The following is a 24418-nucleotide window of genomic DNA, read 5'->3' as shown; positions in this document are numbered from 1 at the left end:
CAGCAAGGGCAGGGCTAGACGCGGGGTCGAAAATCGACGGTTTTCAGCCTACCGGGCCGCCGCGGCGCTGGTCTCGGGTGGGACGACATAATCTCCAAACTGGACGATTTTTTCGCCGGCCCAATCGTTGATCCGCTCAAACTGCTGTTGAAGCGGCACGATTTCATTGCGGCCGAAGACGCGCGCGGCGGTGTCCGCGGCGCCGAAGCCGCCCGTATTGCTCGGCACGATGCCGATAAGCTGCGGCGGCACGCGGTGCGCGGCGAGGCTGTCGTCGCGCGTCACATTCTTGATGTTGAAAAATTCGTCGCGCGCGGCGACTTCGGAAATCGGAATCAGCTCGAGGGCGCCTTTCTCGCCGCGGCCATCGCGGCCGGTCGAATGGATAAACAGATTTCGGAAATTCCCCAGGTTCTTCGATTCGCGCAGTTGCTTGCGAATTTCGTCGACGTCGTTGGGGTCGACGGAAGGATCGTTCAGGTACAGGATGAACCCGGCATGCGACCCGTTTGCATAGTAGCGGCGGCGGAACAGCGTCGCCGACTCGTTCAGCCAGGCCGCCTGCAGGGAAGCGATGTATTCGGGCATTCCATACACTTCCTGATTGACGTCCGGTTCCATAAGCTGAAAAACGGAACCGGCCGGGAACTCGTGCGCGATCTGCCAGCCGTCGAGCTGCACAAACGTTTCGAAGTCTGTTTTACGGCGCGTGTCCTTTGCGAGCGTGGGGCGATAGTTGACGGCGCCGCCAAATGCGTTCGTTTCCCGCTCGAGGTAGCAATCGCCAAAAACCAGAAAGTCGAGCGCAAGGCGCCGGAACGCGTCGCGCGAAAATTTCCTGTGCTCGACGAACGTCGACGCCAATACGTTGCGTTTGAAATACAGCGCGGATGCATGGTGCGTGCCGGCGCGAAGGGATTTCGCGAGTCCGACGCGGCTAATGGGCGGCTCGAAATAGTCGTTGATCGTCCACAACTCGCGGTAATTGAAAATGTCCGCGCTTTCGAGCGCGGTTACGGCGTCGCCAAACGTGAACGACGTAAGCGACGATAGCGGATCGCGTGCAACGATTTCGCTGGCGGCGCTGATGGTGGTGAGCGAATGGGACATTAGAAGAACTCCACGGTGCTACGGGCGCGCTGTGCGCCTTCGAGCGGTTCATTGTCGAGCGCATGGAGACAGGCCCACGCGAGGTCCGCGTGGCCCGTGTCTTCGCTGCGCGGGGCGGTATAGGTGAGGCGCGTGCCGCTCGCCGTCATCGAGCGGCGAATCGACATGAACGACTGGACCAGATCCGTCATGCTGGCGTCGAACTTGAGGCGGCCTTTCCCGATCACGGACAGGCCTTTGAGGATCAGGCGCGTTTTGACTTCGGGCGAATACTGGAGCGCGCGCGTGCGCGGAAAGAACTGTCGCACGAGCTGATAGACCCCGTGACCGATGCCGGTTGCGTCGATCGTAATGTCCGTCACGTTGTATTGCTGCGTGATCGTGCGAATGCTCTCGGCTTGCGCTTCGAAATCCATGCCGTGCCAGCGGTGGCGCTCCAACACCCGGAATTCCCCGTTGGGTTTCGACGGTGGTGCGATGACGACGCAACCCGCTGCGTCACCGGTTAGTGCCGGATCGTATCCGACCCATACCGGCCGCAGACCGTAAGGGCGGGCTTCCAGCGGCTTCACGTCGTCCCACTCGACCCAGGAGTCGGCGAAGCACGCTTTCATCGCGTCGAACGGGAAAACCGATGCCGTGTCGTCGACGAAATCGCACATATACAGGTTGGCGAAGTCGGCGGGGCTGTTGTGCTGGCGCAGCTCGTCGACGTCGAGTTTGTCGAAGCCCGCGGCGACGGCATCTTCTACAGTCACCATGTGGCGCCACTGACCATCGGGGCAGATCAGGCCGCGCGCGAGCGACGTGTGCGAGACGTCGATTTCAACGCGATCCTTTTCGGCGCGGCCTTTGTTGTAGTGCGCGCCGGTCCAGAACGAATACGCCTCATGCGTCGTCGTCGACCCCGTTGAAAAGTGCGTCATTCGCAAATGCTTGTGCGTCGCCATGCCCTGGGCGACCTTGTTCAGCGTTGCGAAATTGCTGACCCAGAAATACTCGTCGAAATAAAGGTCGCCGTTGTAGCTCTGCGCGGTGCGCGAACTCGTGCCCAGGAAAATGAGCGACGCGCCATTCGGAAGAATGATCGGATCGCCGGTCAGTTCAACCTCGGCCGCTTGCCATGCGAATTTCTGGATATACGCGCGAAACACGTGCGCTTGCGCGCGGCTCGCGGACAGGAAAATCTGGTTGTAGCCGGTCTCCAATGCACGCGCGAGCGCTTCGTGCGCGAAATAGAACGTCGCTCCGATCTGCCGCGATTTCAGAATGTTGCGGCGACGCATAGCACGGTTCGCATACCACACGTGCTGATGACCGATCAGGGAGTCCCTGACGGCGGAAATCAGTTTTTGCGACTGTTCTTCGGATATCGCGTTGCGCCGCGATTTGCGCCCGGCCGCGCGCGTCGTGTCACGGCCGGCGCTGCCCGCCGATTCGCCGGCGCTCTCGCCATTGGCCCGCGCCGCTCGCGCGCGGATGCGGTGAAACCGTTCAACCTCACGGCCAAGCAAATCGATTTCCTTGAAATCCTTGCCGTCCTTGTTCTCCTTCGCGATCAGAACGCGCATGCGCTGTTCGAGCGCGGCGTCGATCCGGTCGGTTGCGTCTGCCTCGCCCCAGCGCTCGCGCTGCTTCCATGTTTCGACGGTCGAGCGCTTTTCGCCGATGTAATCGGCGATGGCGGTGATTTTCCAGCCGGACCAGAACAGATCGCGCGCGACGCGGCGCACGGCCAGATTGACGACGTTGGAAACAGCGGGGTCATCGGTCGCCGGGAAATCGGCAAAGGGGTTAAAGGTGCTCATACGTCGAGCGTATCGCGCGCGTGAGCGCGGGCGCGCTGCGGGAATCTGTACACAGTCGCACGAGAATCGCCGCACATTGAAGCCGCAGAAGTGCTCGCGCACGATGCAACAGGCAACGAAATGAAACGTCGTGAACACTCAAGACACTCGCCAGACGCAACGAACAGGACAGGGAGAAACGCAAATCATGTTGAAGTTCAAACGGGTCGCGACGGAAGGCGCGACGACGGACGGCCGCGAAATCTCGCGCGCGCAGATTCAGGAAATGGCCGACGGCTACGATCCGGCGAAGTACGGCGCGCGTGTGTTTTGCGAACACATGCGCGGCATGGTCCCGGATGGCCCGTTTCGAGCCTATGGCGACGTCCGCGGCTTGAAAGCCGAAACCGTCGAAGGCGGAAAGCTCGCGCTGTTCGCGCAGATCGACCCGACCGACGATCTGAAGGCGATAACCAAAAGCCGCCAGAAAATCTACTCGAGTATCGAGATTGATCCGAATTTCGCGAACAGTGGAAAGGCGTATCTGGTGGGTCTTGGCGTAACCGATAGCCCGGCGAGTCTTGGAACGGAAGTGCTCACATTCGCGCAGCAGCACCCCGATATGTTCCGCTCGCGCAAGGTGCGGCCGGAAAACGTGTTCGCGGCCGCAGCTGAAATCGACACCGATTTCGGCGAGCGTGACGCGCCCGCGGAAAAGGACGGCTTTTCGCGGCTTCTGGAATTTTTCACGAAAAACCTCGGCGCCAGTGCGCGACAGGAGATGCCGCCGGCAACGCCGGCGGCACAGGCCGCGCTACCAGGCAACGGCGGCGCCACCGGTCAGCAGACGTCTGCACCGGATGCAGCCGGTGCGCAGATGTTCATGGCGGCGCTCGCCATGCAGGCCGAACAGCAGAACAGCTCGTTGCGCACCGAAGTGGCCGGGCTTAATCAGAAATTCTCCGACCTGATGACGCGGCTCGAAAACACACAGTTCAGCCAGTCGCGGCCACTTTCGACCGGCGGCAACGGCGGCGATCTTACGGATTGCTGATCGGCGAGGCACCACGGAACCACACAACGCGCAACACGAACAGTCGAAAGGAACAATCAGATGACACCGCAAACCCGCGCCGCGATCGAGGCATATTCGAGCCGTATCGCGCAGCTTAACGGCGTGCCGACCGCAAGCCAGCAATTCAACGTCGCGCCCAGCGTGCAGCAGACGTTGGAGAAGCGCATCCAGGAATCAACTGCGTTTCTGGGGGCGATCAACGTGATCGGCGTAACGGCCCAGCAGGGTGAAAAGCTCGGGCTCCTCGTGGGATCGACCATTGCGAGCACGACCGACACAAGCGCGAAAGAGCGCGAACCGTTCGACCCGACGGACATGGACCCGAATGCGTACATGTGCACGCAAACGAACTTCGACACGGCGCTGAACTACTCGAAGCTCGACGCATGGGCGCATATGCCGAATTTCCAGACGATGGTGCGTCAGATGCAGGTTGTTCAGACTGGTCTCGACCGCATCCGCATCGGGTTGAACGGTACGTCGCGCGCGGCGACATCAGACCGGGAGCAAAACCCGAATCTCGAGGACGTGAACGTCGGCTGGCTCGAGAAGTTCCGCACTCAGGCGCCCGCGCAGGTCATGAGTGACGCTATCGTCATCGGACCGGGCGGCGACTACAAAAACCCGGATGCGCTCGTGCATGAAGCGGTCAATTCGCTGATCGCGCCGTGGCACGCGGACAATCCCGAACTCGTCGTCCTGTGCGGCCGGGAAACGCTGCTCGATCGCTATTTCGTCGTGCTCAATGACGACAACCGACCGGTCGACCAGCTCGCGGCCGCGACGATCGTCAGTCAGCAGCGCATGGGCGGTATCAAGGCAATGCGTGTGCCGTTCATGCCGCGCGGCAAGCTCTTTATCACGCTGCTCAAAAACCTGTCGCTCTACTGGCAGATCGGCGGCCGCCGGTCGACCCTCATCGACAACCCCAAGCGCGACCGTTACGAGTTTTTCAACTCCAGTAACGACGCATACGTGGTCGAGGACTATGAGGCAGGCTGTCTGATCGATAACGTCGAATTCGCGGGCGCTGCTGCTGCGCTGGCGGAAGCGCCGGCCGAAGAATAAGGACCGACATGACTCGGGACACGCCAATTTCCCGGCATCTGAAGAAGATCGCGGCCGCGCGCGGCGATGCCGGGCAACCCGCGGGGAGTGCGCCGCGCCTTCAGGCGCGCGCGCAGGATCTGATGCGCGCGAAGCTCGCGACCGATCAGCAGCGTTTGAAGGCGACGAAATCGATTGCCAGAAAGATCGAGATCAAACGCGAAGTGCTGCCGGATTATGGGCCATACGTGACCGAAGTTGTCGCACGCGACGCGGGCGGACAGGACGACGTACTGCTTACGCTGATGGTGTGGCTCGTCGACGTCGGGGCTATTTATGACGCGCTCAACATCGCGGAATACGCGATCCGGCACGGCCTAACGATGCCCGCCCCGTTCGAGCGATCGCTCGCGGAGGTGATCGCCGAAAGTATCGCGGAAACGCCGGACGTGCCCGCGACACTGCTCGAGCGCGTGATCGCGCTAACGGACGATCACGACATGGTCGATCAGGTGAGGGCGAAACTGTACAAGGCGTACGGGCTCGCGGTCGGCGTCGATCATCCGGTCGTCGCGGCCGAAGCGCTGCGCCGGGCACTCGCACTAAACGACAAGATCGGCGTCAAGCGCGATATCGCGCGTCTCGAAGCGTCTATTTCCGCGTCTGGCGGGTCTGAAAAGGCCGCCGACGCCTAACCGTGTCCCCCGCGACAGGGCGGCACGCGCACCACGCGCCGGCATTGTGTCCGGCCTGTTGGTGCGCGTCCACCGCCCACTCTGTGGTCATATGGAGAACCTGTGAGCGGATTTGTTTCGACCGCGCCCATACCGGCGGCGACTGCGCCAGCGCCAGACGATCCACCGGTCAACCCGGTCGTCGACGGCGATGAATGGTATCCCGATATCGAGCTGCGCGACGCGCGCGCCGTGCTTCGTCTCGACGGCACGGTGACCGACGCACGGCTACGCGAGGCGGTGCTCGAGGGCGTGTTTCATACGGTCGAAGTGCTGACCGACTGGCGCGAGAAACAGGAAGCGCAGGGCGCGGCCAATCTGGCCGCCACGCGCGCGACGACCATTGGCGGCGAAAACGTTCAGATCGCCCGTTACCGGCGTGCGGTCTACGGCTGGGCGCTCGCGCTGCTGGTCGAGCGGTATCGCGGTTACGACACGTCGAAGGATGGCGAGCGGCGCGTCGATGCGCTCGCGATCTCACCCGATGCCGCACGACGCGACGCCTATTGGGCGGTCAGTGACATCATGCGCCGGCCGCGGCTGACTGCGGAGCTGATCTGAGATGAATGTAAGGGCGCTGCAGGGCGAAACGATCGACGCAATGTGCTGGCGTATCTACGGCCGCACGGATGGCGTAGTCGAGGCTGTACTGGAAGCGAATCCGGGTCTGGCGGCGCACGGGGTTTTTCTGCCGGCCGGATTCCCCGTGAGCATGCCGGACCCGACAGGCGTTACGGGAACGGCGCAACTCGTGCAGTTATTTGACTGAGGTTCATATGCGCGGCGACCCCGAATTCTGGAGGAGGCTGATGACTGATGTTGTGTTGCGCGCCGCGATCGCGGCGCTTGCGGTGTGGGTGGTTGTCGGCGGCTTTATGATGCCGTATTCGGCAATTGAAATGATGCTGTACGTCGACAACGTCGTCGGCGCGCTGATCGCGTTCGTCATGATGGGGCTCGCGGCGGTGCTGGTTCTCGACGTGCTGATGAACATGGTTCCGCGCCGCTACAGGTGGCGATGGCTCGACGTGCACAGACGTCATGTGTACGTGGCTGCGGCCGCCTGCTACGTGATCCCGCCTTTCGTGCTGGCGCGGCTAACGGGCGACTCGCTCGGCTCGTGTGCGCCCTGGCTCGGTGTGGCGGTTGCCGCGTTGCTCATGGCCTTCATTGATCAACACGAAAAGCGACACCGGGGGGCAAAGTGCGAAATCTGAGGCGCTATCAGTGGACGTGGCTATGGATCGCGCTGGTGTGGCCGTTTTCCGCATGGGCGCTCGGCTCAGCGCTAGCTGACGAAGTATCGAGCCTGTCCATGTCGGCCGCACTGATATGCGCCTTTCTCGCGCTGATTGGCGGCTTGGCTAGCACGCTGCAGAAACTCGCAGAAGGCACGGCACAACATCGCAGTGTGTGGCTCGAAATCTTACGCGACATGGTGACGTCGCTTGTTGCGGGCATCGCTACGTTTCTGGCGCTCGAGTACTTCAAGTCGGACGCGATTCTCGAAGCGGGCGCGATCCTGATCGCAGGCTATGGCGGTTCGCGTGTGCTGAGTCGCTATCTCGACCGGTTCATGCAGGCCGTCGACCGCAGCGCAAACACGCCGAAGTAAGACGGCCGAACGACCGGAAACAGACACTTACGGGAAACGACAATGGTGGCACCTGACACGCATATCGAAGCGTTGATTCCGCGCGAAGGCGGATACGTCAACAATAGCGCGGACCGTGGCGGCGAAACGATTTGGGGGATCACGGTCGCGACTGCCCGCGCGTATGGGTACAGCGGCGCCATGTCGCAAATGCCGCGCGCTGTCGCGATCAACATTTACCGCCAACGATACTGGATTCAACCGCGGTTCGATCAGGTCGACGCGATCGACGCGGCGCTCGCCGAAAAGCTGTTTGATCTTGGCGTGAACATGGGGCCGGCGACGGGCGTGCGATTTGTGCAACGCGCGTTGAACGTGCTGAATCAGCAGGGGCGAAGCTATCCCGACATTTCGGTCGACGGCGGTATCGGACCGATGACGCTCGCCGCGCTGAAGGCGTTCTATGCGCAGCGCGGCCAGGACGGAAAGCGCGTGCTGTTCAACATGGTCGCGGCGCAACAGTCCGTGCGCTATCTCGAAATCGCGGAAAAAGATGCCAGTCAAGAAACGTTCGAATACGGCTGGCAGTTGAACCGCGCTTTCGGGGTTGCGCAATGACGCTAAAGATCGGGGTCATTCTGGCGGCCGTGCTCGCTCTGCTCGGCGGCGTCCATTACGTGCGCGGCCTGCAGGCCGACGTGCAAATAGCCCAACAGGCCGAACGCGATGCGAAACAGTCGCGCGACGACGCGCGACAGCAGGTAACAAATCGCGATCAGGTGATCGAAGATTTGAAGCGCAACGCCGCGGAACGCGACGCACAGCAAAAGCAGCTCGAGGCGTCGCGCTCGAAAGTCGAAAACGAGCTCGCGCGCCTGCACGAAGACTACCGGAGAATCCTGAATGAATCGCCAGAAGCCCGCGCGTGGGCTGATACTCGCCTGCCTGATGATATTGCCCGCCTGCAAACAGGCCCCGCTATCACCGGCGCCTGTGGTTTCTATCAACGAGTGCCAGACGGTGACGCGCTGCAAACTGCCTGCAACGGCGCCGACGACGAACGGCGATCTGAACAAGGCGCTGACGGCCGCTAAGGGGGCGTGGGCAAACTGCGCGGCGGTGGTCGACATGATTTATGAATGCCAGCAAAAGCGGGCCGCAATGCCCGCGCCAACTTCGGCGCCCGCACCATGAAAAAAATCGATTCGCTGCGCGCGGCCATTACGGCGGCTTTCCCGCAGCTCGCGGAGAACCCCGACAGGCTGCTCGTGTTTATCGACAATGGCTCGGTGACGGGCACCGGCACCAAATCAGCATCATTTCAGTGGACGTATGTTGCCTGGCTGCTGCTGACGGATTTCACCGGAGACAATGACGTATTGATGGCCGCCATTCTCGAATGGGCAAAGGCCAATCAACCGGACCTGCTCGATAACCCCGACAATGCCACGACCGGTATCACGTTCGAGGCGGACATCCTGAACAACGCATGCGTCGATCTGTCGATTCGAGTGCGGCTGGTGGAGCGTGCCGTCGAGGTCCAACACGAAGACGGCACGCGCTCATTCAAACGCGTCGATGACAGTTTGCCGGCCAATATCAACCTGGACTCGGCCGGATGGCTGCGGCCGCGCGACGCCGCGACCGGCGCCAAACCGATCGGCGACACCGGCCCATGAATGACGATCTGACGGCGCCGATCGAGGCGTGGGCGGGCGAACTGCTGTCGAAGCTCGCCGCGCCCAATCGGCGCGCGTTGCTGCTCAAAATCGCGCGCGAGCTGCGCAAGCGTCAGAGCGCGCGCATCGCCGCACAAAAGAACCCGGACGGGTCCGCCTACGATCCGCGCAAGCGAAAGCGCGGGCGCAGGAAAGCGGGCGCGCGTGCGAGCGTCGGCCGCATTAAGCGACAGGCGATGTTCGCCAAACTCCGCACGGCGAAATGGCTGAAAGTCGAAGTGACAGACGGCGGCCTTGCCGTCGGGTTCGAGGGTCGCGTGGCGCAGATCGCGGCGGTCCATCAGGAGGGGCAGCGCGCGCCCGTCGATCCGCACGGTCCGACCTACCGGTATCCTCGTCGCGTGCTGCTCGGTTTCACTGACGCCGATCACTCATTTATCCGCGACATGCTGGTCGAGCACATAAACTCGTAATCGTCGCGCCGCTCCACTGGCGCGCGCATTCCCCCTGATTCTGTACCCAGTCCGAGTCCCGGCGCGATCACTCGCCCGGCGTGTGCGCGCGCGGCACGATGGGCGTATTCATGACATACGCACGGGATCACGGTGGACAAGGCAAACGAAGCGCAGCGCAGGGCGCGGAACACGATCCAGACAGGGCGCGTGATCGACGTCGACGTTTCCGATCCGGCGGCGCCGCGCTGTCGCGTGGCGATCGGCGATCCGTCGATCGACGATCAGGGACAGGAGTCCGACTGGATTCCGTTTGAAGCTGCGCGCGCCGGCGGCATGCGTTCATGGAGCGCGCCGACGATCGGTGAACAGGTGCGCGTGGCATGCCCGAATGGCGATCTGTCACAAGCGACCGTAACAGGTGCGCTGTATTCCGAAGAAAACCCGGCGCCGTCCGCGAGCATCAGCGAGCACGTGTTTCAGTTTGGCGACGGCGCGCGTATCGCGTACGACGAAGAAGGCCACGCGCTGACGGTCGCATTGCCGGAAGGCGGCGTTATCAGAATGGCGGCGCCGGCGACCGTCGAGATCAACACGAAAACCGCCACGGTGCAGGCGTCGCAATCCATCACGTTCGACGCGCCGCAGACCACCTGCAAGGGCGCGCTTACTGTCGAGGGTCCGCTTTCCTTTCTGTCTGGCGCAACGGGCGAGGGCGGCGAGGGCGGCGCATCGGTCATCAGGATCAAAGGCAGCGCTGAATATACGGGCACCGTGTCCGCGCCCGATTTCGACGCCGGCGGCGTCAGTCTCGTCAATCACCCGCACGACGCTCAGGGCGAATTCGCGCGAACCAGCAAAGCGATCCCGACAGGCGGCGGCTCATGATCGGCATGAACGCCAACACCGGCCGCTCGATCAGCGGTGCCGCCCATCTTTCCCAATCGGTCGGAATCATCCTGACGACGCCGCTCGCACTCCGCGTCAAGCGTCGCACGTTCGGATCGGAATTGCCTGATCTCGTCGACGCTATCGGCAACCGCGAAAGCATGGCGCGCATTTATGCGGCGGTCGCAACGGCGCTGATGACGTGGGAGCCGCGTCTCGTGCTGGAGTCGGTCACTTTTGACAGTACGGCGATGGCGTCCGGCGAATTCCGTGATGGCCGACTTCCTGTGCTGATCAAGGGTTACGAAGTGACGAACGGAACCCGTGTGCCGATCCGCACAACGGTCGCCGTCAAGGGGAATCAATGAGCACGGCGCCGATCGATCTGTCGCGTCTGCCGGCTCCTGATGTTGTCGAGCAGATCGATTTCGAGGCTGCTCTGGCGGAACGCAAGGCCGGCGTGATCGCGCTCATGCCGGAAGATCGACAGGCCGAAGTAGCGGCGGCGCTCGAACTGGAGTCCGAGCCGATCGCGATTGTTTTGCAGGAAAGTGTCTATCGCGAGATTTATCTGATCCAGAAAATTAACGATGCCGCGCGAAGCGTCTTGCTGGCGTTCGCTGAAGGAACGACGCTTGAGCATCTGGCCGCGTTCTTTGACGTCGAGCGGCTGGAGATCGAGCCGGCCGACCCTGAAACCGGCGCGGCCGCCGTGATGGAAAAAGACGGCGATTTGCGATATCGAACGCAGCTCGCGCCGCAAGGGTTCTCTGTCGCCGGGCCGGAACTTGCCTATCAGTCGCACGCACGCAACGCGCACGGCGACGTGCTCGACGCCTCAGCAACGTCGCCAGAACCCGGCGATGTGCTCGTGACGATCCTGTCACGGCGTGGCGACGGCACGCCGGATCAAGGCGTCATTGATGCGGTGAACGCGGCGTTGAGTGATGACGACGTGCGGCCGATTACGGACCACGTGAAGGTGCAGGCCGCTGAAGTTGTGCGATATAGCGTCGTCGCGAGGATCAGACCGTTTTCAGGACCGGATTCGAGCGTAGTCCTGCAGGAAGCTCTCGATCGCCTGGCCGACTATCGGGAACGGTCACACCGGATCGGGCGCGAGGTGACGTTATCGGGCATCTATGCGGCGTTGCACGTCGAAGGCGTCGAGCGTGTAACGCTCATCGAACCGGCGGCGGACGTGACGGTAACGAAGACACAGGCGCCCTGGTGTGACCCGGCGGACGTCGACGTAGCGATGGAAAGCCCCGATGACGAATAGTGTATTACCGCCGAATGCAACACCGTTGATGCGCGCGATTGCTGCCATCAACGCGCGCATTGGCGAATTGCCGGTTCCGATCGCCGATCTGAAGAACCCCGACACGATCCCGCTCGATCTGCTGCCGTGGCTCGCATGGGAAGTCGGGGTAATGACCTGGAGCAACGACTGGCCGGAATGGATCAGGCGTGCGCGCGTGAAGGCTGCTATTCCGATCGCCATGCGCGCGGGCACGGTCGCGGCGGTGCGCGCGGCGGTGCAGAGTTTCGGCGCAAATATCGCCATGCGGGAGTGGTTCGAAATGGAGCCGCCGGGCGAGCCTTACACGTTTGAGCTCTATCTGACCATCGCGGCGCAGGATGGCAATCCGGCATCCGCCGCTTACATTGCGGACATTCTCCGTGAGGTCGATCGCGCGAAGTCTTTGCGCTCGCATTACACGTTCACGCAAGGGTTTTCGGTAGACGCAACGCAACCGGTTATCGCGGGCGCTCAGGTCGCGACATATCGGCGGCTATCACTGACGGACTGACAGCAAATCATGGACGTAACAGGAATTCCGTTTCGCATCACCGATGCCGGCCGCGCCGCGTTTGTGTCGCCGGGCAACACTGGCACGAACAAAAGGGAAGTCGTCGAAATCGGCATCGGCGTGCAACCGTTCGAATTCTCGCCAGACATGACAGCCATGCCGGGCGAGTACAAGCGTCTTTCCACGTTTGGCGGCCAGACCGTCGCGCCCGATCAGATCCACGTGACGATGCTCGATACTGATCGCGATCAGTACACGATGTACGCGTTCGCGTTGTATCTTGATTCTGGCGAGTTGTTCGGCCTGTATGTGCAGGACACCCCGATAACAGAGAAGTCGCCGCAGGCAAAGATGCTGCTGTCGGCCGACGTCAAATTCGCGTCATTTGACGCGTCGCAGCTCATACTCGGCGACACGACATTTCTGAACCCGCCGGCATCGACCGATGAATTGGGCGTGGTCCGGCTCGCCACGCAGGACGAAGTAAATGCCGGCGCAGACGACCGGAGCGTTCTCACACCGAAAACGGCCGCCGCTCGATATGCCAGTCGCGCTGGGGACGATTTCAGCGGCCCCGTACGGATTATTACGGCGCCAACGGAGACCGATGCGCAGCTCGAGCTACGCGGCGCAAGCGGTGCGCCTGGTCAGCAGGCCAAATTGCGCCTTTACGGTACGTTCGGCACCGGGGGCGATACGAACACCCGCTACGTTGCATCCGTGCGCAGTGGATTCGACGCAGGCACATGGGGCACCGAATATCTGGACTTCTGGCTGAACAGAGTTCCCAACGACGCACAGAGTGATGCGAACCAGTCGCGCGTATTGCGTTTGACCTATCGCGGATTGTCCGTCGAGTCGGACCAACCAACAATCCAGCTTGTCGACCGTGCCAGCGGCGGGAGAGGCGCGCGCATCGTGCAGAAAGCCGGCCAGATTACGTTTTCGAACGACACGGCTGGCGACGGCGCATTCAATGCGCCCGGTGTTTTGATACACCCGGACGGTTATATGGCCGCCGGTTCGGATGCCGCGCTCTCGCCGCAGGTGACGCTCTATGCCAACGGAAAATCAGTTGGCACGTCGACCGTGCAATATGGCGTCTACTCGGCTACCGAGTTTAACGAAAACGCCACGGCAAGCGGTTATGCGTTCATTGCATATCCAAAGGTCAAAGACGCCGGTTTCACGATGACGAATCTGATCGGCTTCTATGCGGCGGGGGCTGCGGTTGGCGCAGGCGCGACGCTTGCGAATTACACCGCCTTCTATATCCAGGACGTCGTCGGGCCCGGCAATGTCTATGGCTTGTTCAGTCGAATCTCAGCTGGCGCGGGTCGATGGAATATGTATTCAGTCGGTTCGGCGAATAGTTACCACGCTGGCCGGTTTTTATTCAGCATCCTGAGCGATGACGGTTCGAGCCCGGTGCAGGTAATGAATCCGAATGTGGGCCATTCGGTTGCGGCTTTTCGCTACGGCGATACACAGCAATGGCTCGGAATTGCGGCGGCGCCGAAGTTTGCCAGCACCGACATTGATAACTTTATTGGCTCCTACTCGCGCGTCACCGCTGCAAAGTGTCTTTATCTGAACTCGACCACGGATAAGGCCAATACCGCGCCAACAGCCGGTGCGGTGGGGGTAGGAATCCAGATCCTCGGCGTTACCAAGGTGCTAGTCAATCAGGCTGGCCAGGCTGTTCTCAATAGCGCGGGCACCGCCGCACGACCGGCGATCGCGATGCTCGGCGATGGCGCGGCCGATACCGGGCTGTTTCGCACGACAGACGGCGCATTGGGCGTCGCGTGCGGCGGCTCTCAGACTGCGCGCTTTCTGTCGGATGCGACCGTGTTCGACCGCCCGGCAAAAGGACCAACGCCGCCGGCCGGCGACGCGTCAAACCAGTTCGCGACGACCGAATGGGTGGTGTCTTCGATCGCCGCGGCCGCGGTCGGTCAGATCGTCATGGAGCCGCGCACGTCTGCACGCGCGGGCTACCTGAAGGCAAACGGCGCCGAGCTCAGGCGCGCCGACTATCCGGCCCTGTGGGCGTATGCGCAGGCGAGCGGCGCACTTGTCGATGAAAACAAATGGAGCGGGGGCAATTGGGGGTGTTTTTCAGCCGGCGACGGGGCGACCACGTTCCGGATTCCTGAGCTGCGCGGCGAGAGCATACGGTGCTGGGATGACGGCCGCGGCATCGATGCATCGCGCTCGATCGGTTCGTGGCAAGACAGCCAGAACCGTTCGCACGCGCACGGCGCATATACGGACGTGCGAGGCGATCACGGGCACACCGCATGGACCGATGTCCAAGGCTTTCACGGCCACGTCGTGTCGGACTATGGACATGATCATGAGACGTGGATCGACGCAAGAGGGGCCAATGCCGGCCAGAACAAAGGCTACTTCGGTCCTTCTGGCGGCGGCGTCAATCAGACCGACCATTGGAAAACCACCCTCAGTCAATCAAACCTTGCAATCAATGGCGATGGCAATCACGCGCACAGCGTCGGCATGTATAGCGCGGGCGGCCACGACCATGCGATCACCGTGAACGCGGACGGTGGAGCGGAAACGCGCGTGCGCTCGGTCGCGCTACTCGCAATGATCCGCGCTTACTGACTTCAGGGAGAAACCATGCTCATTCACCAGTACGACGCGGCGACGGGCGCCTACGTTTCGAGCGGTCTGGCCGACGTCGATCCGCGAAACGAGGACAGGTGGCTGCTGCCCGCGTTCAGCACCATAGATTCGCTACCCGACCGCGCGCCGCGCACGTGGCCGTTCTATCGCGACGGCGCGTGGGTTTTGCTGCCCGATCATCGTGGTCGGATGCTGTACCGCACGGACAACGGCGAGCCGACAGAAATCGTTGCGCCCGGCATTACGCCAGCCGATCTCAATTTGACCGATAACCCGCGACCGTCGCTGCGTCATACGTGGATCGACGGCGAATGGGCCGTATCGCCCGAATTGATCGCGCAGGAAAAGCACGACGCGATGATCGCGGATTTCGAGCGGCTCATGGCAAGGGCGCGAAACGAAAACGCCGGCAAGGCCGACGCGCTCGCGGCGGGGCTGCTCGATGACGAACAGACGTACTACTTCAAGGCGTGGTCGGCGTACCAGATGGCGCTAGTACGTGCGCTCAAAACCGCGGCGTCGCCGGACGACGTGCAATGGCCCGATACGCCGGCCCCGTGGACGCCGCCACCGCCGGAAGCGGAGCCTGAACCGGAACAGCAGATTCCACCGGAGCCGCATTTCGAACCGGAGCCAGAAGCGGATTCAACGGAGCCAGCCGCGTCTCAGGACGACGCGCCAGCGAAAAGCGAAACGAAACAGGAATGAACCGGCGTAACGCCGCAACACCGGCGGGCCGGTTGCCCGCAATGACGACAGGAGTTCGACATCATGGCGCAGGACTTTCACCACGGCGTAACCGTCGAAGAATCGCCCGATAGCGTACGGCCGATAACGACGATTTCGACTGCTGTTATCGGCATCATCTGCACGGCCGACGATGCCGACGAAGACGCATTTCCGCTCGACACGCCCGTGCTTCTGACGGACGTTGAAGGCGCGCTCGGCAAGGCTGGCCGTTCGGGCACGCTGTACACGGTGCTCAATGCGATTTCGCTGCAGGCGCGGCCGCAAACCGTTGTCGTGCGCGTCGCCGAAGGCGAAGACGCCGCCGAAACAACGTCAAACGTGATCGGCACGGTAACGCCAGAAGGCAAGCGGACCGGGAGTAAGGCGCTCGAGGCGGCGCCCGGCATTGTGGGTGTCAAGCCGCGCATTCTTGCCGCGCCGTGGCTCGATACGCAACCGGTTGCAAACGTGCTGGCGGCGCTCGGACAGGCGACGCGCGCGATGGCCTATGTCGCCGCGCGAGACGACGACGGCGAACTCGTTCAGACGAAAGAGGCGGCCGCGCTGTACCGCAAACAGTTCGGCCAGCGTGAAATCATGATCATCTGGCCGGATTTCATCGCATGGGACGATCAGCAGTCGGAGTCGGTCGAGGTTCCGGCCGTCGCCTACGCTGTCGGTCTGCGCGCGAAAATCGATCAGCTGATCGGCTGGAACCGGACGATTTCCAATATCGGCGTCAATGGGGTGACCGGCATCAGCAAATCCGTTTCGTGGGATTTGCAAAACCCGGCGACCGATGCGGGTTTCCTGAACGAAAATCAGGTCACAACGCTGATCAATCGCGATGGTTTCCGCTTCTGGGGTTCGCGCACGACGGCCGACGATCCGCGCTTCGAGTTCGAAAGCTACACGCGCACCGCGCAAGTGCTCGCGGACACGATCGCAGAAGCGCAAATGCCGGTTATCGACGGCGTGATCGTTCCGATACTGCCCCGCGACATCATTGCGTCGATCCGCGCCAAATTCCGATCGATGGTTGCACGGGGCCAGCTGATCGGCGCGAGTGCCGATTTCCCGGTTGACCGCAACGGCGTCGCTGAGCTGATCGACGGCAAGCTCGCCGTGCGATATCGCTACACGCCGACGCCGCCACTCGAAAACCTGACACTCATTCAGGTGCAGACGGACGAATACCTGATGGATTTTGCCCAACAGGTCGCCGCAGGCTAACCGACTCGTCGGCGCGTTTGTGCCGGGTCATCGTTACAGGAAGGAGCACGAATCATGGGAATGCCAGCGGTCCTGAAGCACTTCAATGTGTTTCAAAACGGCGTGTCGTATCGGGGCAAGGCGGAGGAAGTTACTCCGCCAAAACTGACGCGGAAAATGGAGGAATGGCGGGGCGCCGGGATGCTCGGACCCGTACAGCTCGACATGGGTATGGAGGGCATGGAATTCGAGTGGTCGGTCGGCGGCATCGATAAGGACATGCTCACGCAGTTCGGCGCGATCACCGCCGATGCCATCATGTTGCGCTTTGCCGGCGCCGTGCAGAACGACGACACCGGCGACTGGTCGGCCGTTGAAATCGTCGTACACGGCCGCCAGAAGGAACTCGATTTCGGTTCGTTCAAGCCGGGCGACAAAACGACCGTCAAGGCGACGATGCCGCTCACGTACTACAAGCTGACAATCGACGGCGACGACGTGATCGAGATTGACCTGATCAACTTTATCGCCGTGATGGGCGGTAAAGACGTGCTCGCCGAAGTGCGGCGCATTCTCGGTATCTGATCGCGCGCGGCCGCGGGCCGTGCATTTTCGCAAACTATTTTTTGAGCAACTGGAGCAAGCAACGTGGATACATTGAATCCGACGAACATCGCAGCAACCACCAGCCATTCGCACACGCTGTCGGACCCCGGCCTTTCGCATCCGATGATGGACCCTGGTCAGTCTTACGTACTTCCAGGCGCCAATTTTCAAGGGGTCGACGATTTGCCTCACAGTCATGGCGCAAACCCCGGTCACCTTCCACCGGAAGCCGCAGTTTACGGCAACGCCACGCCGGCGCAGAAGCCGGACAACGCAGTTACGCTCGACGAGCCGATCCGTCGCGGCAATACCGACATCCTGCAAGTGGTGTTGCGCAAGCCGAGTTCAGGCGAATTGCGCGGCGTGCGGCTCGATGATCTTTTGAGCGGCGACGTTAATGCGCTGCTGCTCGTGCTGCCGCGCATTTCCATGCCGACTCTGGTCAAGCACGAGGTCGACGGACTCGACCCGGCCGATCTCGCCAAGTTCGGCGAGGTCATCATCGGTTTTTTTCTGCCGAAGGCGCAGCGCGAGAAATTGGCATCCCGGTCGTAGTCGAAGACGCTATGGCAGACATCGCAACCGTGTTCGGCTGGACGCCGGACGTGATGGGCGCAATGTCTGTCGACGAGCTCTCAGACTGGCGGGAACGGGCGCGCGCCCGTTACGAAAATGATGTGATAGCCCGCAACCCTTGGGCGGAGAAAAAGTGAGTCACGATCTGAAACTTCGCGTCGTGTTTGACATGGTGGATCGCGCCGCGCGGCCGCTCAAAAGTGTCATGTCGGGGACCAAGGGGCTATCGCGCGAGATCGCAGAAACAAAAAAACAGCTCGGCGAACTTGGTCGCCAACAAAAACAGTTGACTGCCTTTCGCAACCTGAAGCGGAGCATTAAGGAAAGCGGACTCGAAATGCGCGCGGCCAGCGACAAGGCGCGGGCATTACGCCAGCAACTTGACGCACTGGAAGGTCCGGCCGTCAAGAAGCTGGAACTGGCAAAACAACTTAAATCAGCCAAAGCCGCATTCGATCAGAATTTCAAGTCGTTGCAGGCTATTAATCAACTGACGGGGAACAAATCAAAAACGTCGGCATATGCCGCAGAGTATCGCAAGTTGACCGACGCGCAGCTCGCGGCGCGTAAGGAAATTTTGCGGATACAGGAGGCGCAAAAAAATCTTGCCGGACAAACGCCCATCAATTTGCGTCAATTGCGCGATCTGAGGCGCCAGTACACCGACGCACAAGGCGCCTCGGAAAAATTGCGCGTGTCCTACCGAGAAAGGCTGCAAGTATTGCGGCGCACGAGTGGTGCGCTTCAGCAATCCGGCATTGATACCCGCAAATTAGCGCAGCACGAAACCTCCTTGCGCACAAGCATCGAAAAGACCAGTGCGTCGCTCGAGAGGCAGGATAAGCGACTGCGGAGCATGGCGGCCGCCCGTGAACATCTCGGCAAAAGCCAGGCGTTAGCGTCGAATATGGCCGTCGCCGGGTATGCGGCCCGCTCTACGGGCGGGCGGATGGTGGGCGGTATCGAGGGTGCTTTGGATGCGGCGAAGCAATACGAGCAACAGGTGGCTCAGTTCCGTGCGCTCGGCATCGGTGCTTCGAAACTCCATGATGCGATTTCGTTCGCCGATAAGATGGACGTCAAGGGCTTGAGTAAGCTCGACAAGGTCAAATTATTGAAGGAAACCTTTACGATTACCCGCGACATGCACCACGCCGAGGAAATGGCGCCGATCCTCGCGCGGATGAAGGTCGGTATCGAAACCGTGATGGCCGGTCGCGGCCACGGCGAAGGCCACGGCGAGCAGGCCGAACAGATGTTGATGGACCTGGTTAAAACGACCGAACTGCGCGGATCATTGAAAAGCCCGGCCGCGTTCAAACAGGCCGTCGACAACGCGACGAAAGCCTATGTGGCTTCGGGCGGCACGGTGAAGCCAGAGGACTTCCTGAATGCAATCAAAACCGGCGGCGTAGCGGCAAAGCAACTCGGCGACAATGCGTTTTATTTCGGGTTGCTGCACACCATGCAGGAAATGGGCGGCTTTCGCGCGGGTACGGGGCTCATGAGCGCGTACACGAATTGGGCGCAGGGACGCACAACGCAGCAATCCGGCGAGGATTTGGTAAAGCTGGGGCTGATCGATAAGAAGTCGGTCAAGTACGGGAAAACCGGACACGTGACGAAGATCATGGGCGACGCGCTCAAACAGGTCGATCTGTACAAGACGGACCCGTTTGAATACCTGATGAAAGTCGTTATTCCGAAAATCAATCCAACTGGCAAGCTGAACGATCAGCAGGTCATCGGGAAGATTAGCCAGCTATTTTCGTCGCGCAAGGGCGGCGATCTGTTTTCGTCGCTGTATCTCGAGCGGGCGAACATTCTGAAGCATCGCGAGAGTGCGCCAAAAGCGTTCGGCGTCGACGCGTTGTATAGCGAAGGAATGGGCACCGCGTACGGCGGCGAAATGGATGCGTTCGCGAAAAAGGCGACGCTCGAAAAAGAGCTCGGTGAAAAGATTCTGCCGGTGTACAACCGCGCGCTCGGTTTGACCGCGTCGTTGATCGACCGCGTGACTGGCTTTACCGAACGGCACCAGACGGTGACAAAGGCGCTGGTGGTAGGGCTCGCTGGGCTCGGCCTGCTGATCGGCGCCGGCGGCACGATAACGCTCGGTCTCGCGTCGATGATCGGTCCGCTTGCGCTGACGCAATATGGGCTGTCCATGTTAGGCATGCAGGGCGGTATCCTGCGCACCGTTTTCAGCGGCCTGGCGTCCCTGTTCAGGGGCGGGCTGGTCGGGGCACTCCAGATTGCTGGCAAGGCACTGATGACGCTTGGTCGGGCGGCGATGGCTAATCCGATCTTGGCCGTGACCGGACTCGTTGCGATGGCGGCGTTCTACATCTGGGAGCATTGGGACACACTCGGACCGAAATTCAAGGCGCTGTGGGCGTCAATCAGCGGAGCGTTCAGCGCCGCTGGAGACTGGATCAAAGAGAAATGGCACGCCACCGTCGAATGGTTCAAGACAAAGCTTGGCAGTATCGGCGAATGGTTCAGCAGCGCGGGGCCACGGTTTATCGAAATGGGAAGAAACCTGATATCGGGACTCGTCGAAGGCATCACGGCCGGACTTGGTGCGGTAAAGGACGCAATCACGACTGTCGCTAATTCAACGGTCGCCTGGTTCAAGGAAAAGCTCGGCATTCATAGCCCTAGCCGTGTATTCGGCATGCTCGGTGGCTTTATCGGACAGGGTGCGGCGCTCGGCATCGAGGGCGAGCGACCCCGCGTAGCCGGCGCCGTCGCGCGACTCGCCGGAACGGCCGCTAACGCGTTTAGTGCGGGCGCTTCGCTGTTCGCGTCCGATAAACCCATGTTCGACCGGCGCGGCCCGATGGCCGTGGCGCCGATGTCGGCCGCCGCCGGCGCGACGACCTATACGATCAACTTCAATTTCCCGCCGGGCGGGAGCATGCCCGACTCGTCGGCGCTCGCGACGATCGAAACGCGGTTCCGCCAATTGCTCGAGCAGCACGAGCGGGACAAGGCGCGCCGCGCCGGATCGAATTTTTCGGACAGGGGGTAACTAGCAATGGTCGTGCTCTGTCTCGGTCAGTTCGTGTTCAGCATGAGCACGGCGCTGTTTCATGAACTGCAGCGCAAACGCAACTGGAAGCACGCGAAGAACTCGCGCGTGGGCGCACGCGATGCGAACCAGTACAACGGGCCGGGCGATGACTCGATCACAATCGCCGGCGTGATCGCGCCGGGGCAGCTCGGCACCGCGGCATCGCTCGACATGCTTACTGACATGGCCGACACGGGCGCGGGCTACGTGCTCGTGGATATGCTAGGCAACGTCCACGGCGTTTTCACCATCGGCTCCCTGGACGAAACGCAGACCTATCACGACGTGATCGGGATCGCGCAGAAAATCGACTTTACGCTGACGCTCGATCGGGTCGACGATCTGGCGCTAACCGGCGCCACCGCGGCGAGCGGCGTTGCGGCAACCGGCGCACGGCCGGCCGGTTCGCTTGATGCTGCACCGGTCCCGGATGCGCCCGCGTACGTGAAGCCGAAAAAGAAGGGGTAAGGGTGTCGACACTTTCTTTGCTGCCGGCCGCCGCAGCTCAGGGCATCCCGCAACCGCAGGCCGATTATCGGCTCACGCTCGACGGGCGCGATCTGTCACGCACGGTCGCCAGGTATCTGATCAGCCTTTCGCTCACGCAGTCGCGCGAGGATGAAGCCGACATGCTCAATCTTGTGTTGGACGATTCCCGCGGCGATCTGGCGATCCCGAAACGCGGCGTCGAAGTGCGTCTGTCGATCGGCTGGGTCGGCGAGGCGCTCGTCGACAAGGGGACATACACCGTCGACGAAGTTGAGCACGACGGCTCGCCGGACCGGATAACGGTCAGCGCGCGCTCGGCGTCGATGACCGACGAAATGCACGTTCGGCGCGACACGAGCTGGCACCGCAAAACGATCGGCGATATCGTCAAGGCGATCGCCGCGCGTCACGGTCTGAAACTGGCGCTTAATGACACGCTCGCAAGTACGACCATCGCCCATATTGATCAGACCGGCGAAAGCGATCTGTCATTCCTGACCCGGCTCGCGAAACGTTACGACGCCGTGATGACCGTCAAGGATGGACGGTTGCTGTTCATGCCGATCGGCACCGGCGCGAGCGCGAGCGGCCAGCCGTTGCCGACACTCCTGATCACGCGTATGGACGGCGACTCGCACCGTTATCACGTGTCGCAGCGCGAAAGCTATACGGCGGTTCGTGCGCGCTGGCATACCGCGAAAAAGGGAAAGCAGGAATCCGTCGTCATCGGCGGCGACAACAATAAAAACGTGAAGTTGCTGCCCGAAACGTACGCGTCGCGCGAGGAAGCGACGGCGGCCGCGAAAGCCGAATATGCGCGCACCCAGCGCGGCCAGGCGACGTTCGATCTCTCGCTCGCGCTGGGTCGACCGGATGCTTACCCGGAAATGTCGGTCACGGCGACGGGCTGGAAACCGGAGATTGACGAAATCCCGTGGCTGATCAAACGCGTTGTCTCGAAGATGGACAGTAGCGGGGGATTTACGACCGATCTCGAAATGGAGATGGCCGACGATCCAACAACAAACCGTCACCGATCGCACTTCGCAAAAGCCCGTTAGCGAAGGATTTCGAGGCAGTCAGTCTGGTTCGGCGGCAAACATCACGCTGGCGTCTGTGATGGTCATCATTAGCTTGACGCCATTAAACTTCCGCCGCGCAACCTCATTGGGCTCAGCGACATGAGCATGAATAAGTGCCTCAATTTCGGGGGTTATGGTACTGGCCGATCCGTTCGGGGTTGCTGCGCCTAACGCGGCAGTAGCCGCATAGCCGATATCTGATACGGAGCGTTTCGTGCCGTCAGTTGCACCCATTAGCAGCACGGACATTACCTTGCCCGACTTCGAGTCCACCACGCCCATGACTTGCAGATGATCGTTCAGTGCGATGTTGAAGCCGCGCGCATCTGTAGCACCATCGATACGGGTACTTTTAACTTTAATGCGGTACGGCTTATTCATGCTTAGCATGATGTCGTTGAACCGACGCTCATACTCGACGGGCGTGACGTCAAGGTGATCTGATTCCGGCATTTCAGATGCAGAGGACAGGGACGCAGCGAAATCGCTTGAAAGAGATTTGTCCTGTGCGGCGCGCGCCGGCGGCACTTCAGACGCGGCGGCGACAGCCTCATTTCGGATGGTGGTTTGCACGGGAAACAGCACGCCAACCACAATAACCAGAGAAAAAACTCCACCCAAAATGATTCCGACCCACTTGAGAATCTTCTTCATGCATAACCCCTACTCAAAATGCATTAATCAACGGTTTACAAGCGAAGGCGCGGGATTTTAACATCGCGCCTCGTCGTTTTTATCTCATTAATCTAGAGAAGGGGAATGTAAGTTCCCGGCAGATCAGCGCTTCATCGAGGAGAAACGGGGGCGTCGTCGCCAGAGAAAAGCGGGCCGTGGCGCCATCTTCTGATTTCGACTTTTGCCAGGGTGCGCCATCGGCGCAGGACGTCCAGAAATTGGCCGGTCGCTTTCGCGTGTCGGATTTTGCCGGCCACGTCCCATCCCTTCAGGTACTGCTCGTAGGCCCGGCGACTGGAAAGGAAATGGGGCGCGACGATGCATACCCACGCGAGGCATTCCTGTTCTTCGGTCACGACGTCGGCCAGCTCGGAACCTTCAGGAAGGGGCGGTGTGTCGGGTTCGGCGACGACGTTTGCGCGCCAGATCCGCAGGAATTCGATTCGCCACCACGGGACGGGGGATCGACCAGCCAGCCAGTTCCGCACACTGCGCGTGCAGCAGTGCAGCACTTCTGCAACCCGGTCAATCGTCAACCCTTCGGTGAGCTTAACGAATTGTTCGCGCCTGTCATTGTCCGCATCAGAGCTCATTATGGCGTCTCCAGCGGGGTCCATTCGGCGATGCACGGCATATTGCTTGCTGCTCGCCGTTGTTGTAGGAGAAGTTATAGAAATATGCGATGCCTAAATAAAATTTATTTTGGCTTTTCGCTTCGTTCGCTAATAGCTTTTTTTTTGTGATCGATAGGCGCGCGACGACGCCGCCACGGCTTGGCGTAGCGCATTTCAATTCTGAATTTATTCACCTTTTTTATCTAAAACGCATTGACGCTCAATCTTATTCCGCTGATTGCAGATTTATCGATTTGTTAAACAGTATTAATATTGAATTCATATTGAAAGCGCGCTCGCTGGCGCATCTCGATCGGCTGGTTGAAGAATTTGCGGCATCTTGCTTGCCTTAGTGCGATCGATGGTTCTAAGGCTTGAGACTTCGGTTAGCTGCTAGCCCGGACTTGACATAATGTAATTTATCAACATGAGTGGTGTTAGTCCAAAGTTCAGATGTCGCGTTTCCGCTAAATTGAAATGTCGTGTTTGCGGGTTCAGGCTGGTGGCCAGCATTCCTTAAGGAGCGCCGG

30 protein-coding genes are annotated in these 24418 nt (G+C 60.9%); 24 read left to right on the top strand and 6 right to left on the bottom strand.

Features of this window, described 5'->3' with window-relative positions:
• Window positions 1–48: 48 nt before the first annotated feature.
• Both HDG32_RS25890 and HDG32_RS25885 read right to left on the bottom strand, forming a co-directional pair.
• Window positions 49–1110 carry a phage portal protein gene (locus HDG32_RS25890; protein WP_184071805.1) on the bottom strand — a complete coding sequence of 354 codons (1062 nt, stop codon included), beginning with the start codon at window positions 1108–1110 and terminating at the stop codon, window positions 49–51.
• A complete protein-coding gene (locus tag HDG32_RS25885; RefSeq protein ID WP_184071803.1) occupies window positions 1110–2918 on the bottom strand; it encodes a terminase large subunit domain-containing protein in 1809 nt (602 codons plus the stop codon). The genes HDG32_RS25890 and HDG32_RS25885 overlap by 1 nt, the downstream gene beginning before the upstream one ends.
• A 187-nt stretch (window positions 2919–3105) precedes the next feature.
• Between HDG32_RS25885 and HDG32_RS25880 the strand changes: the two genes are divergently transcribed.
• From HDG32_RS25880 to HDG32_RS25845, 8 genes are all read left to right on the top strand, one after another.
• A complete protein-coding gene (locus HDG32_RS25880) occupies window positions 3106–3951 on the top strand; it encodes a GPO family capsid scaffolding protein (RefSeq protein WP_184071799.1) in 846 nt (281 codons plus the stop codon).
• A 60-nt stretch (window positions 3952–4011) separates the two neighbouring features.
• A complete protein-coding gene (locus tag HDG32_RS25875) occupies window positions 4012–5040 on the top strand; it encodes a phage major capsid protein, P2 family (RefSeq protein ID WP_184071797.1) in 1029 nt (342 codons plus the stop codon).
• 8 nt (window positions 5041–5048) lie between these two features.
• On the top strand, window positions 5049–5714 hold the full coding sequence (gene gpM / locus HDG32_RS25870) for a phage terminase small subunit (RefSeq protein WP_184071795.1): 666 nt from the start codon (window positions 5049–5051) through the stop codon (window positions 5712–5714).
• 102 nt (window positions 5715–5816) lie between these two features.
• On the top strand, window positions 5817–6314 hold the full coding sequence (locus HDG32_RS25865; RefSeq protein ID WP_184071793.1) for a head completion/stabilization protein: 498 nt from the start codon (window positions 5817–5819) through the stop codon (window positions 6312–6314).
• 1 nt (window position 6315) lies between these two features.
• Entirely contained in the window at window positions 6316–6522 is a 207-nt protein-coding gene (locus tag HDG32_RS25860; protein ID WP_184071791.1) for a tail protein X, read from the top strand.
• Window positions 6523–6529: 7 nt separating this feature from the next.
• Window positions 6530–6970, top strand: coding sequence for a hypothetical protein (locus HDG32_RS25855; protein ID WP_184071789.1), 441 nt, complete (start codon window positions 6530–6532; stop codon window positions 6968–6970).
• Complete coding sequence (locus HDG32_RS25850) at window positions 6958–7368, top strand: phage holin family protein (protein WP_184071787.1); 411 nt, start codon at window positions 6958–6960, stop codon at window positions 7366–7368. Before HDG32_RS25855 ends, HDG32_RS25850 begins: the two co-directional genes overlap by 13 nt.
• Window positions 7369–7410: 42 nt before the next feature.
• A complete protein-coding gene (locus HDG32_RS25845) occupies window positions 7411–7965 on the top strand; it encodes a glycoside hydrolase family 108 protein (protein WP_184071785.1) in 555 nt (184 codons plus the stop codon).
• A 2-nt stretch (window positions 7966–7967) separates the two neighbouring features.
• Here HDG32_RS25845 and HDG32_RS36020 read toward each other — a convergent pair whose 3' ends face one another.
• Window positions 7968–8228, bottom strand: a complete 261-nt coding sequence (locus HDG32_RS36020) for a hypothetical protein (RefSeq protein ID WP_221307864.1) — start codon at window positions 8226–8228, stop codon at window positions 7968–7970.
• A 22-nt stretch (window positions 8229–8250) separates the two neighbouring features.
• Here HDG32_RS36020 and lysC point away from each other — a divergent pair, with 22 nt between their 5' ends.
• From lysC to HDG32_RS25810, 7 genes are all read left to right on the top strand, one after another.
• Window positions 8251–8541, top strand: a complete 291-nt coding sequence (gene lysC / locus HDG32_RS36015) for an Rz1-like lysis system protein LysC (protein ID WP_221305891.1) — start codon at window positions 8251–8253, stop codon at window positions 8539–8541.
• A complete protein-coding gene (locus HDG32_RS25835; protein WP_184071780.1) occupies window positions 8538–9026 on the top strand; it encodes a phage tail protein in 489 nt (162 codons plus the stop codon). The genes lysC and HDG32_RS25835 overlap by 4 nt, the downstream gene beginning before the upstream one ends.
• Complete coding sequence (locus HDG32_RS25830; RefSeq protein WP_184071973.1) at window positions 9023–9499, top strand: phage virion morphogenesis protein; 477 nt, start codon at window positions 9023–9025, stop codon at window positions 9497–9499. The genes HDG32_RS25835 and HDG32_RS25830 overlap by 4 nt, the downstream gene beginning before the upstream one ends.
• Before the next feature lie 132 nt (window positions 9500–9631).
• A complete protein-coding gene (locus HDG32_RS25825; protein ID WP_311540365.1) occupies window positions 9632–10366 on the top strand; it encodes a phage baseplate assembly protein V in 735 nt (244 codons plus the stop codon).
• Entirely contained in the window at window positions 10363–10734 is a 372-nt protein-coding gene (locus HDG32_RS25820; RefSeq protein WP_184071778.1) for a GPW/gp25 family protein, read from the top strand. The genes HDG32_RS25825 and HDG32_RS25820 overlap by 4 nt, the downstream gene beginning before the upstream one ends.
• The gene (locus HDG32_RS25815; protein ID WP_184071776.1) at window positions 10731–11648 is read left to right on the top strand and encodes a baseplate J/gp47 family protein; all 918 of its coding nucleotides are present in this window, start codon (window positions 10731–10733) and stop codon (window positions 11646–11648) included. The genes HDG32_RS25820 and HDG32_RS25815 overlap by 4 nt, the downstream gene beginning before the upstream one ends.
• Window positions 11638–12180, top strand: coding sequence for a phage tail protein I (locus HDG32_RS25810; RefSeq protein ID WP_184071774.1), 543 nt, complete (start codon window positions 11638–11640; stop codon window positions 12178–12180). Before HDG32_RS25815 ends, HDG32_RS25810 begins: the two co-directional genes overlap by 11 nt.
• On the opposite strand, the gene HDG32_RS25805 is transcribed toward HDG32_RS25810, so the two are convergent.
• On the bottom strand, window positions 12166–12402 hold the full coding sequence (locus tag HDG32_RS25805; RefSeq protein WP_184071772.1) for a hypothetical protein: 237 nt from the start codon (window positions 12400–12402) through the stop codon (window positions 12166–12168). The two genes, HDG32_RS25810 and HDG32_RS25805, sit on opposite strands and share 15 nt — an antisense overlap.
• 234 nt (window positions 12403–12636) lie before the next feature.
• Between HDG32_RS25805 and HDG32_RS25800 the strand changes: the two genes are divergently transcribed.
• The 9 genes from HDG32_RS25800 to HDG32_RS25760 all read left to right on the top strand — a co-directional run bounded on the left by HDG32_RS25800 (window position 12637) and on the right by HDG32_RS25760 (window position 22578).
• The gene (locus HDG32_RS25800; protein WP_184071770.1) at window positions 12637–14808 is read left to right on the top strand and encodes a phage tail protein; all 2172 of its coding nucleotides are present in this window, start codon (window positions 12637–12639) and stop codon (window positions 14806–14808) included.
• A gap of 15 nt (window positions 14809–14823) precedes the next feature.
• Window positions 14824–15537, top strand: coding sequence for a tail fiber assembly protein (locus HDG32_RS25795; protein WP_184071768.1), 714 nt, complete (start codon window positions 14824–14826; stop codon window positions 15535–15537).
• Window positions 15538–15600: 63 nt separating this feature from the next.
• Window positions 15601–16791, top strand: a complete 1191-nt coding sequence (locus HDG32_RS25790) for a phage tail sheath subtilisin-like domain-containing protein (protein WP_184071766.1) — start codon at window positions 15601–15603, stop codon at window positions 16789–16791.
• Between the two features lie 54 nt (window positions 16792–16845).
• A complete protein-coding gene (locus HDG32_RS25785; protein ID WP_184071764.1) occupies window positions 16846–17355 on the top strand; it encodes a phage major tail tube protein in 510 nt (169 codons plus the stop codon).
• 63 nt (window positions 17356–17418) lie between these two features.
• Window positions 17419–17931 (top strand): phage tail assembly protein, encoded by a 513-nt coding sequence (locus HDG32_RS25780; protein ID WP_311540359.1) that lies wholly within the window; start codon window positions 17419–17421, stop codon window positions 17929–17931.
• An 11-nt stretch (window positions 17932–17942) separates the two neighbouring features.
• A complete protein-coding gene (locus HDG32_RS25775; protein WP_184010705.1) occupies window positions 17943–18089 on the top strand; it encodes a GpE family phage tail protein in 147 nt (48 codons plus the stop codon).
• Window positions 18086–20986, top strand: coding sequence for a hypothetical protein (locus HDG32_RS25770; protein WP_184071762.1), 2901 nt, complete (start codon window positions 18086–18088; stop codon window positions 20984–20986). The genes HDG32_RS25775 and HDG32_RS25770 overlap by 4 nt, the downstream gene beginning before the upstream one ends.
• A 6-nt stretch (window positions 20987–20992) precedes the next feature.
• Window positions 20993–21496 (top strand): phage tail protein, encoded by a 504-nt coding sequence (locus HDG32_RS25765; RefSeq protein WP_184071760.1) that lies wholly within the window; start codon window positions 20993–20995, stop codon window positions 21494–21496.
• Between the two features lie 2 nt (window positions 21497–21498).
• A complete protein-coding gene (locus HDG32_RS25760) occupies window positions 21499–22578 on the top strand; it encodes a phage late control D family protein (protein ID WP_311540358.1) in 1080 nt (359 codons plus the stop codon).
• 18 nt (window positions 22579–22596) lie between these two features.
• Here HDG32_RS25760 and HDG32_RS25755 read toward each other — a convergent pair whose 3' ends face one another.
• Both HDG32_RS25755 and HDG32_RS25750 read right to left on the bottom strand, forming a co-directional pair.
• Complete coding sequence (locus tag HDG32_RS25755; RefSeq protein ID WP_184071758.1) at window positions 22597–23253, bottom strand: hypothetical protein; 657 nt, start codon at window positions 23251–23253, stop codon at window positions 22597–22599.
• 131 nt (window positions 23254–23384) lie between these two features.
• Window positions 23385–23867 carry an IS21 family transposase gene (locus HDG32_RS25750; RefSeq protein WP_184071756.1) on the bottom strand — a complete coding sequence of 161 codons (483 nt, stop codon included), beginning with the start codon at window positions 23865–23867 and terminating at the stop codon, window positions 23385–23387.
• Between the last annotated feature and the right edge of the window lie 551 nt (window positions 23868–24418).

This window comes from Paraburkholderia sp. CI2, assembly GCF_014201055.1.
Classification (GTDB): Bacteria; Pseudomonadota; Gammaproteobacteria; order Burkholderiales; family Burkholderiaceae; genus Paraburkholderia; species Paraburkholderia tuberum.
Note: the sequence above shows the minus strand (reverse complement) of the source record. Positions and strands in the feature narration are given on the sequence as shown.

Bases quoted from the DNA above. Each gene is read 5' to 3' on its own strand.
- HDG32_RS25890 (WP_184071805.1), bottom strand. From the start codon at position 1,110: ATGTCCCATTCGCTCACCACCATCAGCGCCGCCAGCGAAATCGTTGCA.
- HDG32_RS25885 (WP_184071803.1), bottom strand. From the start codon at position 2,918: ATGAGCACCTTTAACCCCTTTGCCGATTTCCCGGCGACCGATGACCCC.
- HDG32_RS25880 (WP_184071799.1), top strand. From the start codon at position 3,106: ATGTTGAAGTTCAAACGGGTCGCGACGGAAGGCGCGACGACGGACGGC.
- HDG32_RS25875 (WP_184071797.1), top strand. From the start codon at position 4,012: ATGACACCGCAAACCCGCGCCGCGATCGAGGCATATTCGAGCCGTATC.
- gpM (WP_184071795.1), top strand. From the start codon at position 5,049: ATGACTCGGGACACGCCAATTTCCCGGCATCTGAAGAAGATCGCGGCC.
- HDG32_RS25860 (WP_184071791.1), top strand. From the start codon at position 6,316: ATGAATGTAAGGGCGCTGCAGGGCGAAACGATCGACGCAATGTGCTGG.
- HDG32_RS25855 (WP_184071789.1), top strand. From the start codon at position 6,530: ATGCGCGGCGACCCCGAATTCTGGAGGAGGCTGATGACTGATGTTGTG.
- HDG32_RS25845 (WP_184071785.1), top strand. From the start codon at position 7,411: ATGGTGGCACCTGACACGCATATCGAAGCGTTGATTCCGCGCGAAGGC.
- lysC (WP_221305891.1), top strand. From the start codon at position 8,251: ATGAATCGCCAGAAGCCCGCGCGTGGGCTGATACTCGCCTGCCTGATG.
- HDG32_RS25835 (WP_184071780.1), top strand. From the start codon at position 8,538: ATGAAAAAAATCGATTCGCTGCGCGCGGCCATTACGGCGGCTTTCCCG.
- HDG32_RS25830 (WP_184071973.1), top strand. From the start codon at position 9,023: ATGAATGACGATCTGACGGCGCCGATCGAGGCGTGGGCGGGCGAACTG.
- HDG32_RS25820 (WP_184071778.1), top strand. From the start codon at position 10,363: ATGATCGGCATGAACGCCAACACCGGCCGCTCGATCAGCGGTGCCGCC.
- HDG32_RS25815 (WP_184071776.1), top strand. From the start codon at position 10,731: ATGAGCACGGCGCCGATCGATCTGTCGCGTCTGCCGGCTCCTGATGTT.
- HDG32_RS25810 (WP_184071774.1), top strand. From the start codon at position 11,638: ATGACGAATAGTGTATTACCGCCGAATGCAACACCGTTGATGCGCGCG.
- HDG32_RS25795 (WP_184071768.1), top strand. From the start codon at position 14,824: ATGCTCATTCACCAGTACGACGCGGCGACGGGCGCCTACGTTTCGAGC.
- HDG32_RS25790 (WP_184071766.1), top strand. From the start codon at position 15,601: ATGGCGCAGGACTTTCACCACGGCGTAACCGTCGAAGAATCGCCCGAT.
- HDG32_RS25785 (WP_184071764.1), top strand. From the start codon at position 16,846: ATGGGAATGCCAGCGGTCCTGAAGCACTTCAATGTGTTTCAAAACGGC.
- HDG32_RS25775 (WP_184010705.1), top strand. From the start codon at position 17,943: ATGGCAGACATCGCAACCGTGTTCGGCTGGACGCCGGACGTGATGGGC.
- HDG32_RS25765 (WP_184071760.1), top strand. From the start codon at position 20,993: ATGGTCGTGCTCTGTCTCGGTCAGTTCGTGTTCAGCATGAGCACGGCG.
- HDG32_RS25755 (WP_184071758.1), bottom strand. From the start codon at position 23,253: ATGAAGAAGATTCTCAAGTGGGTCGGAATCATTTTGGGTGGAGTTTTT.
- HDG32_RS25750 (WP_184071756.1), bottom strand. From the start codon at position 23,867: ATGAGCTCTGATGCGGACAATGACAGGCGCGAACAATTCGTTAAGCTC.